The sequence below is a fragment of the Collinsella aerofaciens ATCC 25986 genome, from assembly GCF_964237925.1.
Classification (GTDB): Bacteria; Actinomycetota; Coriobacteriia; order Coriobacteriales; family Coriobacteriaceae; genus Collinsella; species Collinsella aerofaciens_BJ.
Genome location: NZ_CAXSKI010000011.1, coordinates 38623 through 50927 on the forward strand (window position 1 = coordinate 38623; position 12305 = coordinate 50927).

Here is a 12305-nt window from a genome sequence, read left to right on the forward strand (position 1 = left end):
CCCGTCCTGCAAGCTCCCCGTTTATGTAATGGGCTCAAGTATAGCCTGAATGGGTACGATTGGGCCAACGAGCGTGCCTGTGGGGAGGCGAACATGGAAGACAAGCATCTATATCGAGAGACGCAATGGGATGTTACGGCCGAGGAAAGCCGTGCGCACCATGGCCTTGTCGCGATTGGTTTTGCGGTGCTTGCCGTGCTGGTGATTGCCTTTTGTATCTGGACGTTTGGCGGTCGCGGCGGCGCTGCATGGGAGTTCGAGGCTGATGATAGCCTACCGATTATGACGGTGAGGAGTACTGGCGGTAATGCCAATACGCTTGCCGTTCCGGGCGATTATTGGTACCCGCGCGATGAGTTTGTGCAGTTGCAGCTGAGTGGTGGGTCCATTCCGGGTGAAGAAATCGAACGCGTGACGTTTGACGCGGCGCTCAAAACGCTCACGGTGAAGCTCAAAGATCAAGGAGATGTACCCACGACCATGGATATCGCCCTGACGGAATGGCGTCTGGAGCCTCCGACGGGTGTTGCGGTGTCCGAGGTTGAGCACGTCAAGATTGTCTATCAGGACGGTTCGACAAACGGGATTGCAAAGGCCGATGGCTTGGCGGAGTAACGGGGTGTTTGGAAACGGCGGGCCTATTGTGCCTGCGCATTCATGAAAACCAGGGTGTTTTTGTCTGAAAGCTCGGGAAAGTGACGATAACCAACGTCGAACGCGGTGAGCCCGCTTACATCCTCGAGCTTGTTTTCTGCCATCCAGCGCACCATGGAGCCGCGCGCCTTTTTGCTGGCGGTCGAGCGCTGGATGGGCTTGCCGTTGCGGATGCCCTCGCCAAAGAGGCATGTGACGGCCGTGGCGTCGCTCGCGAGGTGGGGCAGAACGGCTTTGGCATACTCTACGCTGGCGAGGTTGACGATCGTAGCGTTGGAGCCCGCCGGAGCGATGGCCCGTGCGAGCTTGTCGCCCCAAAACGCGTAGAGGTCTCGGGCATCGTCGACGGCAAGCTTCGCGCCCATTTCCAGCCGATATGGTTCAACGGCATGAAAGGGTCGTACGCATCCGTAAAGGCCCGAGAGGATCCACAGATGGTCTTGCAGCCATGCGATCTGCGCGGAATCCATCACCTCGGGCGCCATGCTCTGGTATTGAATGCCGTGATAGGACATGACGGCGGGGGAGAGGTGTCGGGCGAGTGCGGGATTGTCGAGATCGCCGTTTATCAGGATGGGCCCGAACTCATGCAGGGTGTTGAGGCAAGGCCCCAGCAGTTTGTCACTCACGTTCCATAGCGCCTGCAGACCGCCGCTGCCTTCATTCCGCTCGATATCTAGCAGTGCACGGTGGAGGCGAGCCGTCTCGTGCGCAAAAGGTGGAATGCCCAGGACTTCAAAAGCATCTTGGGCCGCGCGCATCTGCTTGGCGGGCGAAATGATGACCTGCAGCATGGACTCTCCTCTGCCAAAAAAGGAAGTTGCGGTGGAATACGGTCTGTTTTGGCCGTGTATGGGCCAGTTTAGTCCGTATTTCACCGCAACTGATGAAGGGTTGGTTAGGCGCGCTCGAGGAAGGCCTTGTAGCCGCGGTAGGCCTCGTAGATGTCGGCCTTGTTGGCGACCTCCCACAGGGCATGCATGGACAGGACGGCAACGCCGGAGTCGATGACGTTCATGCCGTATTTGGCCATGATGTAGGCGATGGTGCCGCCGCCGCCCGCGTTGACGCGACCGAGCTCGCAGGTCTGGAAGTCCACGCCGGCCTCGTCCATGATGTCGCGGACGAGGGCCACGTACTCGGCGTCGGCGTCGTTAGATCCGCCCTTGCCGCGGCTGCCCGTGTACTTGTTAAAGCACAAGCCGCGACCCATGAAGGCGGCGTTCTTGGTCTCGAACTTGCCGGCGTAGCCCGGGTCGAAGCCGGCGGACACGTCGGAGGAAAGCATGCGGCTGCGGGCGAGCGCGCGGCGCAGGGCCAGCGGGCTATCCTCGCCGGCGAGCGTCATGATCTCGGCGACGGTGTTCTCGAAGAAGCGGCTCGTCATGCCGGTGGCACCCACGGAACCGATCTCCTCCTTGTCGACGATGAGTGTGATGCTCGTGCGCTCCACGTTGGCGACGTTGATCTGGGCGAGCATGGACGGATAGGCGCAGACGCGGTCGTCGTGGCCATAGCCCAGAATCATGGAGCGGTCGAGGCCCATGTCGCGGGCCGGGCCGGCGGGCACGACCTCGATCTCGGCGGAGAGGAAGTCCTCCTCCTCGACGTCATACTGCTCCTTGAGGATATCCAGGAACATCTGCTTGACGGGCTCCTTGGGAGCGTCCTTGTCGTCCTCATCGAACTTGACGGGGCGGCCGCCCACGATCACGTCGAGGATCTCGGCGTCGACGGCGTCCTTGGCGGGCTTGGCCATCTGCTCGCTCGAGAGGTGGATCAGCAGGTCGGAGATGGTGAAGACCGGGTCGTCCGCCTTGTCGCCGATGTTGATGTCGACGGTGGTGCCGTCCTTTTTGCAGATGACGCCCACGAGTGCAAGCGGGGAAGCGACCCAGTGGTAGCTCTTGACGCCGCCGTAGTAGTGCGTGTCGAGGTAGGCCATGTCGCCGGCCTCGAAGGCGGGGTTCTGCTTAAGGTCCAGGCGCGGCGAGTCCACGTGGGCGCCCAGGATGTTAAAGCCCTGCTCGAGCGGGGCAGTGCCCAGGTTGACGAGCATGAGGTCCTTGCCGTGATTGGCGGCGTACACCTTGTCGCCGGCCTTGAGCGCGCGGCCCTCGGCGATCACGGTCTCCAGATTGACGTAGCCCGCCTCCTCGGCCATCTTGATACCGGTCTTGACGCACAGGCGCTCGGTCTTGTTCTCACTCAAAAACTGCTTATAGCCGCGGCAAAGCTCCTCGAGCTCCTCGATCTGCTGTGGCGTGTACTTTTTCCATGCGCAGGGACGCTCCATGACGCAGGCTCCTTTCGGATCGATCGTGCTGGTTGATGTACCGTTAGCCATCGTATCACGCGCGGGCGCGCGGCGGCAGGGAAGCCTGATGTGCAGTGGCCGCGGGGCGGGGAGCGTGTAAACTGGAGTGAGCAAACGTGCCCAGCCCAAAGCGAGGTATTCAATATGTCTGACAAGCGCCGTACCTTTGCCGTCATCGACGGCAACTCGCTCATGCACCGCGCCTTCCACGCCGTGCCGCCCACCATGAACGCGCCGGACGGTCGTCCCACCAACGCGATCTTTGGCTTTCTGAACATGTTTCTCAAGATGATCGATGCCTTTAACCCCGACGGTGTGGTCGTGGCGTTTGACAAGGGCAAACCGCGCGTGCGCATGGAGATGCTGCCGCAGTATAAGGCGCAACGCCCGCCCATGGACCCCGATCTGCATGCGCAGTTTCCGATGATCAAGGAGCTGCTCACCGCGCTCAACGTGCCGATTCTGCAGTCCGAGGGCTGGGAAGGCGACGATATCCTGGGAACCATGGCGCGCCTGGGTGAAGAGGCCGGCTGCGACATGCTGCTGGTGACCGGCGACCGCGACATGTATCAACTCGTGACCGAGCACGTCAACGTGGTCTCGACCCGCAAGGGCCTGTCCGACGTGGCGATCATGACGCCCGAGAGCGTGGACGACCTGTATCACGGCATTACGCCGGCGCTCGTGCCCGATTTTTACGGTCTAAAGGGCGATACGTCGGACAACATTCCCGGCGTACCGGGCATCGGCCCCAAAAAGGCGAGCGCGCTCATCGCACAGTACGGCAGCTTGGACGAGGTCATCGCGCATGCCGACGAGGTCAAGGGCAAGATGGGCGAGAACCTGCGTGCGCACATCGACGATGCGCTGCTGAGCCGCAAGGTCGCAACCATTCGCACCGATGCGCCCGTCGAGCTCGACTTTGACGAAACGTCCTTCCCGGCGTTTTCTGCCGACGAAGTGTCCGCGGCGCTGGGCACGCTTGGTATCACCGCCATGCAGAACCGTTTCTTGGCGCTGATCGGCGGCGAGGGCGGGGCTGCTGCTGCCTCCAGTGTGTTTGAGATACCTGCGATGGTTCGCGCAGCCGCCGGCGATGCCGACGCGCTTGGTGCCGTTGCGGCTGAGGTTTCCCGCGCGATTGATGCCGGCGAGTGGGTCGCCGCCGTGGTGGACGACGACAAGGAAGAGGGCGCGCTCTTTGGACTGACGCGCACGCTGTGGTTGGCGACGTCCAAGGGCCTGTTCGCGCTCGAGGAGGGCGACGGCGGTACCACTGCCGTAGTCGATGGCTTCAACTTCGCCCACGGCGTGATTGCCGGCGTGCTTGCGCGCCTGTTTGTGGAGGGCCGCGTGGCGAGCCCGGATATGAAGGCGTTGTTGCACGAGCTTTCGCCCATCGATTCTTCTGAACTCGAGCTCATGGATCCGCTCGCTACCGATTCCACGCGTATCTTCGATACCGTGGTCGCTGCCTATCTGCTGGATTCCGATCGCTCCGAGTTCGATGAGGCATATCTTGCCGATACGTATCTGCAGATGGCGCTGCCTGCGGCGCGCGGCGCAGAGGGTGCTGGTGAGGACGCTCCGGCGCCTGCCGCCCGTACTGCGGCTCTGACGCTGGCGCTCGTGGCACCGTTGCGCGAGTGCATGGCCCGTGAGAATGCCGCCAACGTGTTCGATGGCATCGAGATGCCGCTCGTTCCGGTACTTGCCAAGATGGAGCGCGCGGGCATGCTCGTGGACCCCGACCGTCTGCACAGTCTGTCCGAGGGTCTGGCGACCCAGATTACCGAGGTTGAGCGCGGTATTCGCGACCTGGCGGGTGACGAGACCTTTAATATTGGCAGTCCCATGCAGCTGTCGCATGTGCTCTTTGATGTGATGGGGCTTCCGACCAAGGGCCTCAAGAAGACTAAGCGCGGCTATTATTCGACCAACGCCAAGGTGCTGAGCGACCTTGCGCGTGACCACGAAATCGTGCGTCTGATCTTGGACTGGCGTGAGAAGTCTAAGATCAAGTCCACCTATCTGGACACCCTGGGCCCGCTACGCCGTGGTGACGGTCGCGTACACACTACGTACAACCAGACCATCACGGCAACGGGGCGTCTGTCCTCGAGCGACCCGAACCTGCAGAACATCCCGACGCGCTCGGAGCTGGGTCGTACCGTTAAGACGGCGTTTTCGGCAGGCGAGGGAAGCGTCTTTTTGGCGGTGGACTACTCGCAGATCGAGCTGCGTCTGCTGGCGCATCTCTCAGGTGACGAGCACTTGGTGCGCGCCTTTAACGAGGGCGAGGACTTCCATGCCGAGACGGCGGCGCGCGTGTTCGGTGTGCCGGTGTCCGAGGTAACGCCCGACCTGCGCAGTCGCGCCAAGGCCGTGAACTTTGGCATCGTGTATGGTCAGCAGGCCTACGGTCTGTCGCAGTCGCTGCATATCTCGATGGCCGAGGCGCGCGACATGATCGACCGCTACTACGAGGCCTACCCGGGCGTGCGCACGTTCCTCGACAACGTGGTAGCACGTGCCAAGCAGACGGGCTACGCCGAGACCATGTATGGCCGCAGACGCCATATTCCCGAGCTCAAGGCCAAAAATCCGCAACTTCGCGGCTTTGGCGAGCGCACGGCCATGAACCATCCCATGCAGGGCACCGCGGCCGACATCATCAAGATCGCGATGACCCGCGTGAGCCGCCGTCTGGAAGAAGAGGATTTTGCCGCTCACATGATCCTGCAAGTGCACGACGAACTGGACTTTGAGTGCCCCATCGACGAAGTCGAGCGCCTAACCACCATGGTCCGCGACGTCATGGAGCACGTAGTAGACCTCCGCGTCCCCCTAATCGCCGAAGCCAGCACCGGCATAACCTGGGCCGACGCGAAATAGAAAAACAGCCACAGGTCCAAAGCAGCCAAACCAGAAGGGAGTCCCTTTCAGCAAGGAACTCCCTTCATCCATAATTATTCAGCCAAGTATCTAGACGCCAAGACGCCATCTAGGCGGCAAGCAAGTCACCCTAGGACCTGGCCGGGCGAGGCGGGTAAGTTTTTCGTAGATTCCGCACGAGCCGGAAAGCACTTAATGTGCTTTCCGAGCGAGCCCAGGACCTGACCGAACGAAAAACTTACCCGCCTCGCCCGGCCAGGTCCGACGAGCCACGTTAACGAGCCGCCAAGATGGCGTCGATGAGCGTCAGTACGCCCCCGTCGTTGTTGCTCGGAATGCGCCACTTGGCGTGCGCGTTCATATGCTCCTCGGCGTTGTCCACGATAAAGCTGTGACCGACGCGCTCCAGCATGGGGATGTCGTTGTAGGTATCACCCACGGCGGCAGCATCGGCAATATCGATGCCCAGGTGCTCGCACAGGTGCGCGACGCCGGCGCCCTTGTCGACGCCCAGGTTCATAAAGTCGATCCACTCGCGCCCGGCGTTGGTGACGTAGAGCTTGTCCGAGAACTCGGGGCTATAGGTCTCGCGGAAAGCGGGCTCGGCGTCGTAGCCGGGGAAGAAGACCGAAATCTTGTTGGACTCGAAATCAATGCCCTCAAAGCTGTCGACGTAGTTGATTGTGTTGTAGTAGACGCTGATCTCGTCGTGGTATTGATGGTCGCGGGCAAGCACGTAGAACTCGTCGAAGCAGCACAGGACGGGGACAGCGCGAGGATCCTCCGAGGCACGGTTCAAGACCTGCTGATACAGCTCCACGTCGATATTGCTCTTATAGATATAGCTGCCGCGATAGATCACGCACGCTCCGTTGTCGGGACAAAAGGCGAGGCGGTTCTTGATGCCCTCGAACATCTCCTCGAGCTTGGGGGCGGGACGTCCGCTGGCGGGGCAGAATACGATGCCGGCGTCGGCGAGCTTGTCCAGGCGCTCATCAAGACCCTGGGGCAGCACACGCTCGTCGGTCAGCAGCGTCTTGTCCATATCGACGGCGAGAATCTTAATGTTGCCGATGTTGGCGTCCGATTCGTAAGTTTGCATAAAAAAGCGCCTTTCGTTTCGAGATTGTTTCAGACGTTATAACCATCAACTAGTAGTCGAGCGTATTTTCGCAGGAATGGTGCGTATTTGCACTGCAATTCACAAACTAATGAAAAAACTTTTCAGAAATTTGAATTTGTCGCTTGCGCAGCGTGCACTTTATCGTAATATAGCGAACATCGAAAACGGAGATGGCAAAAGAGCCGCTTACCGAGGAAAAGGTACCGTTTGCGATATTTGAATTGCGCCCGGCGATACGTGAAAGGAGAGGCAGATGCAGTTCGTAAAGATCATCACTACTGCAGACAATGCCATCCGACGCCAGCGCGCAATTTCCCGACGACGATAACAATCGTCTCTGTCCGCATGGGGCGCAATGCCTCAACAGAGTCATTTTGAGGTCGTTGGGTTTAAGCGCGACATAGCCGCATGTTTCTAGGGCATGCCTGTGATGCATTCTGCTGAATAACCTGATATTGCACGGTTTTTGACCTCAAGGTGACTTGCAACTGACCGATGTTCTAACTAGCTACCAAGGGCGAAAGGAAACAGCCATGAGCAAGGAAAAAGTCGTTCTCGCATATTCCGGTGGTCTTGATACATCCGTATGTGTCAAGTGGCTCCAGGACGAGAAGAATCTCGATGTCGTTTGTGTCTGCGGCAATGTGGGCCAGGAGGAGACCGGCCTGGACGCCAAGAAGCAGAAGGCCCTCGACCTGGGCGTTCTCGATTGCCAGGTGCTCGACCTGCGCGACGAGTTCTCCGATGAGTTCCTGACTAAGGCCATCGCCGCAAACTCCATGTACGAGAACAAGTACCCGCTGCTCTCCGCCCTGTCCCGCCCGCTGCTCGCCAAGAAGCTTGTCGAGGTTGCTCACGAGTTTGGCGCGACCTACGTCGCCCACGGCTGCACTGGCAAGGGTAACGACCAGGTTCGTTTTGAGGCTGCCGTCAAGGCCCTCGACCCCGAGCTTAAGGTTATCGCCCCGGTTCGCGAGTGGGATCTGAAGTGCCGTCCGGACGAGGTCGCCTACGCACACGCCCACAACGTGCCGGTTCCCGAGGGTGCCAACGACAACCCCTATTCCATCGACGACAACCTGTGGGGTCGCGCCATCGAGTGCGGTCACCTGGAGGACCCTTGGAATGAGCCGCTCGATGACGCTTGGGTTATGACCAAGAACCCCGAGGACACGCCTGACACCCCGACCTATACCGAGATCGAGTTTGAGGCCGGCAAGCCCGTCGCCGTCGACGGCAAGAAGATGAAGCTCTCCGAGATCGTCATCGCCCTCAACAAGATTTCGGGCGACAACGGCTTTGGCCGTCTTGACCTGGTCGAGGATCGCCTGGTGGGTCTTAAGAGCCGCGAGTGCTATGAGGTTCCCGGAGCCCTGACGCTCATCACCGCCCACAAGGCGCTCGAGGACATCTGCGTCGAGGGCGACCTGCTCAAGACCAAGATCAAGCTCGAGCAGGATTGGGCCACCGCCGTGTACAACGGCCAGTGGTACAGCCCGCTCAAAAACGCGCTCGATGCCTTTATGGCCGATACCCAGAAGTTCGTGACCGGCACTGTCCGTCTGAAGTTCTTTAAGGGCAACTGCCATGTCGTCGGCCGCAAGAGCCCCTTCAGCCTCTACGACTACGGTCTGGCTACCTACGACCGCGACACCACGTTTGACGAGAAGGCCAGCGCCGGCTTTATCGAGATCGATACGCTGTCGCTCAAGACGTGGGCAAAGGTCCAGGGCCCCAGCTCTGCTGCCGCCCAGGCCTAGCGCCTCCTTCCCTTGGTATCCGCGCGGCCCATCCGCGTGATACATAACGGGCGCACGGGGTCCCTACCTTTCGTTATGCTTGCTGACACTTCTTAACATCGGTGGCCCCTACGTTCCGCCCGCATATATGATGCCGCGTCTGCGGCTGAGTCCGAGCCCCGCCGGGGTTGTCCGGCGGGGCTCCTTCTATCAATTTGGCGGCTCTGTGCCTATATATATGAGGAGTATCCATTATGTTCAATGCTATCGCGCATGCTTTGCTTGCCCTCGCGCCCGAGTTCGATGCTGTAAGGGTCGAGGACGTTCCTATGAGCCTGAAGGCCTGGATCGATGGTTCGCAGGGCAACATCCGGAGGGAGACGTTGGGCGCCAAGTGCATGGTGCGTCACTTCTTTGCAAATTAGCCACATGGCCCCGCGCGCGGCAGGGAGTGTGTAAAACTAGCGGTTGATAAATCGCTTTAGCGACAGGGCACATTGCTTTGGACGCTTGTTTTGGTATTTGGAGAAAGGAGACGGTTCCATGGCTCTTTGGGGCGGTCGTTTTGAGGCGGGCGTGGCCGAGGTCACGCAGGAGTTTGGCGCGTCGCTGCCGGTCGACAAACATCTCTATAAGCAGGATATCGCCGGCTCTAAGGCGCATGCCAAGATGTTGGCCGCCCAGGGCATCATCAGTGCCGAGGACGAGCAGGCGATTGCCAAGGGCCTGACCGGAATCGAGCAGGATATCGATGCCGGCAACTTCACCTTTGATATCAACGACGAGGACATTCATATGTCCATCGAGAGCGAGCTGACGCGCCGCATCGGCGAGGCCGGTAAGCGCTTGCATACCGGGCGTTCGCGCAACGACCAGGTGGCGACCGATACGCACCTGGGCGTCAAGGCGCTGGCCAAGGAGCTCATGGAGGCCAATCTTGAGCTGCGTCACGTGCTGGTGGATGCGGCCAAGAAGTACGACAAGGTGATTCTGCCGGGCTACACGCACATGCAGCATGCTCAGCCCGTGCTGCTGTCGCATCATCTGCTGGCGTATTCCTGGATGTTCGCGCGCGACTTTACACGCCTGAAGGCCGCCTTTGATGCCGCCGACAACTGCCCGCTGGGCGCTGCCGCGCTTGCCGGTACGAGCTATCCGCTTGATCGTCAGATGACGGCTGCCGAACTTGGCTTTGCGGGTGTGATTCCCAACTCGCTCGATGCGGTTTCCGACCGTGATTTCCTGCTCGATCTGCATTACGCCGGCTCCGTCATGGCCATGCACCTGTCGCGTCTTTCCGAGGAGATCGTGCTGTGGTCGAGCTCAGAATTTGGCTTTATCACGCTTTCCGACTCGTACTCCACCGGCTCGTCCATCATGCCGCAGAAGAAGAATCCTGACTTTGCCGAGCTTATTCGCGGCAAGAGCGGCCGTGTGTATGGCAACCTGGTGCAGCTGCTCGTGACCATGAAGGGTCTGCCGCTTGCTTACAACAAGGACTTGCAGGAGGACAAGGAGGGCGCGCTCGATACCGCTCACACGCTCATACAGTGCCTGTCGGTTATGGCCGGTATGATTTCGACTTGGACCGTCAACGAGGATGCCATGGCGCGCGAGTGCGGCGTGGGGCACCTTGCCGCTACCGATGTTGCCGATTACCTGGCCAAGCGTGGCCTGCCGTTCCGTGAGGCGCATGCCGTGGTGGGCCATCTGGTCCTGATGTGCGAGAAGCGCGGCTGCAATCTTGAAGACCTGCCGTTTGAGGTGTTCCAGGAGGCAAGCCCGCTCTTTGAGCACGATATTACCGAGGCGCTCGACATCCCCTCGATTGTCGCCGCGCGCACGACCGAGGGCGGTACCGCTCCTGCCGCCGTTGCCGTGCAGCTTGAGCGCGCCGAGGCACAGCTCGTGGCCGACGAAGGCGTGTTTGGATCGCTGACCAAGGTCGTCGAGATGGGTCACGGGGCAAAGTAGGGGTTTGGCTGAAGCCGTTTTGGCCATGTATTGATAAATCGGTTTCGCTTTACGGGCGCCTGCTGATGTGGGCGTCCGTATTTTGTTGCTATGGGGGAGGGGCTTGTCGAGAACTTCTGTAGGACCTTTGGGCAGGTTGTGAAGGGGATACGTTCGCGGGCGGCAATCGACCGTCTGCTCTGCTCGGTGCGGTTGATGGACAGTCGGATGGTACTCTAATCGGGCTTCGAAACAGAAGTGACACATATGGAACGCTTCAATAAATTACAACGTTTCAATAAACAGCTTTTTGTTTAACTGCAGCTAAAACTCTGTTACGATGCAGTCCAGGCGGGTGCCGGAATGGGACTTGGGCACGCGCGAACCTACTTGAAAGGCTACCTTATGGCTATCGAGAAGACCTTCATCATGATTAAGCCCGACGCCGTGCGCGACCGCAAGATCGGCGAGATTGTTGCTCGCATTGAGCGCAGCGGCCTTGTCATCGAGCGCATGGAGATGACCACGCTCGAGCGCGCTACCGTCGAGGAGCACTACGCCCATCTGGCCGACAAGCCCTTCTTTGGCGGTCTCTGTGACTTTATGACGAGCGGTCCGGTCGTCAAGATGGTCGTTTCCGGTCTCTCCGCTGTCTCCAAGATGCGCACTCTCATGGGCGCTACCAACCCGCTTGACGCTGCTCCCGGCACCATTCGCGGCGATTTCGCTGTCGATGTCAACGCCAACGTGATTCACGGCTCCGACTGCCTGGAGAACGCCGAGATCGAGATCAAGCGCTTCTTTGGCTAAACCAGCTTTGACTCCTTAAAGCTGTTAGCGTGTGGCTTGGGCGCCGCGGAACTCCATCCGCGGCGCCCTTTTATTCCAGAATCTATGAAGGGGCCCGCTCGGGCATGTGTTCCGAGCGGGCCCCTGCTGTTAGCTTGTGGGACTGAGTGGTTTAGGCCTCGTCGACGACCTTGAGGCCGCGCGTGTGGTCGATCTCGTTGAGGAGATTGACGCGACGCTCGTGGCGGCCGCCCTCAAACTCGGCGTCGAGCCACTCGTCGACAATCATCTTGGCGAGCTCGGAGCCCACGACGCGGGCGCCAAAGGCGAGCACGTTGGTGTTGTTGTGCATGCGGGAGAGCTTGGCACTGAAGGGCTCGGAGCACACGACGGCGCGCACGCCCTCTACCTTGTTGGCAGCCAGGCTGATACCGACGCCGGTGCCGCAGATCAGGATGCCTAGGTCGACGTCGCCGTTGGCAACGGCCTTACCCACTTTGTAGCCGGCGATGGGGTAGTCAAAGCTCTCGGAGGTGTCGGTGCCAAAGTTCACGACCTCGTAGCCGCGCTCCTTCAGGTGCTCGGAGATGATGTTCTTGAGCTCGACGGCGGCGTGGTCGTTACCGATACCGATCTTCATGGATGGTTCCTTTCTGGTCTGTGCGGCGCAAGTGCTAAAGGTGTTTACCGCGTTCGACTGCATGATAACGCGACTCTTGCGTAAACGCTCGGGCGTTTTTTGGTCAAACGCTTTAGCATGCTACAAGATCGGCTTCTCATGAATAATGCCGCCAATTTGTGCTTGAGCGCCGTCCGCCGGAACCATGGTTGCGGT

At 59.9% G+C, this 12305-nt stretch carries 10 protein-coding genes; 6 read left to right on the top strand and 4 right to left on the bottom strand.

From position 1 onward, the window contains the following. The first annotated feature begins 93 nt into the window (after positions 1 to 93). Positions 94 to 615 (top strand): hypothetical protein, encoded by a 522-nt coding sequence (locus ACESWY_RS06570; RefSeq protein ID WP_373093703.1) that lies wholly within the window; start codon positions 94 to 96, stop codon positions 613 to 615. A 23-nt stretch (positions 616 to 638) separates the two neighbouring features. Here the strand turns inward: ACESWY_RS06570 and ACESWY_RS06575 are convergent, their stop codons facing one another. Together ACESWY_RS06575 and ACESWY_RS06580 are read right to left on the bottom strand one after the other, a co-directional pair. Continuing rightward, complete coding sequence (locus ACESWY_RS06575) at positions 639 to 1448, bottom strand: YaaA family protein (RefSeq protein ID WP_373093705.1); 810 nt, start codon at positions 1446 to 1448, stop codon at positions 639 to 641. Positions 1449 to 1552: 104 nt separating this feature from the next. Continuing rightward, positions 1553 to 2950 (bottom strand): aminopeptidase, encoded by a 1398-nt coding sequence (locus tag ACESWY_RS06580; RefSeq protein ID WP_373093707.1) that lies wholly within the window; start codon positions 2948 to 2950, stop codon positions 1553 to 1555. Between the two features lie 165 nt (positions 2951 to 3115). On the opposite strand from ACESWY_RS06580, the gene polA reads away from it, so the two are divergent. Continuing rightward, positions 3116 to 5866 carry a DNA polymerase I gene (gene polA, locus ACESWY_RS06585; RefSeq protein ID WP_373093709.1) on the top strand — a complete coding sequence of 917 codons (2751 nt, stop codon included), beginning with the start codon at positions 3116 to 3118 and terminating at the stop codon, positions 5864 to 5866. Positions 5867 to 6140: 274 nt separating this feature from the next. Here the strand turns inward: polA and ACESWY_RS06590 are convergent, their stop codons facing one another. Beyond that, positions 6141 to 6968: a Cof-type HAD-IIB family hydrolase gene (locus ACESWY_RS06590; protein WP_117746767.1), complete on the bottom strand. Its 828-nt coding sequence runs from the start codon at positions 6966 to 6968 to the stop codon at positions 6141 to 6143. A 554-nt stretch (positions 6969 to 7522) separates the two neighbouring features. On the opposite strand from ACESWY_RS06590, the gene ACESWY_RS06595 reads away from it, so the two are divergent. The 4 genes from ACESWY_RS06595 to ndk all read left to right on the top strand — a co-directional run bounded on the left by ACESWY_RS06595 (position 7523) and on the right by ndk (position 11491). Beyond that, complete coding sequence (locus ACESWY_RS06595; protein WP_035138001.1) at positions 7523 to 8749, top strand: argininosuccinate synthase; 1227 nt, start codon at positions 7523 to 7525, stop codon at positions 8747 to 8749. Between the two features lie 233 nt (positions 8750 to 8982). After that, complete coding sequence (locus ACESWY_RS06600) at positions 8983 to 9153, top strand: hypothetical protein (RefSeq protein ID WP_161144721.1); 171 nt, start codon at positions 8983 to 8985, stop codon at positions 9151 to 9153. Between the two features lie 118 nt (positions 9154 to 9271). Then, complete coding sequence (argH, locus tag ACESWY_RS06605; protein ID WP_373093711.1) at positions 9272 to 10702, top strand: argininosuccinate lyase; 1431 nt, start codon at positions 9272 to 9274, stop codon at positions 10700 to 10702. A gap of 384 nt (positions 10703 to 11086) precedes the next feature. Continuing rightward, positions 11087 to 11491 (top strand): nucleoside-diphosphate kinase, encoded by a 405-nt coding sequence (gene ndk, locus ACESWY_RS06610; RefSeq protein WP_055251725.1) that lies wholly within the window; start codon positions 11087 to 11089, stop codon positions 11489 to 11491. A gap of 151 nt (positions 11492 to 11642) precedes the next feature. Here ndk and rpiB read toward each other — a convergent pair whose 3' ends face one another. Next, entirely contained in the window at positions 11643 to 12110 is a 468-nt protein-coding gene (gene rpiB, locus ACESWY_RS06615; RefSeq protein WP_373093714.1) for a ribose 5-phosphate isomerase B, read from the bottom strand. Between the last annotated feature and the right edge of the window lie 195 nt (positions 12111 to 12305).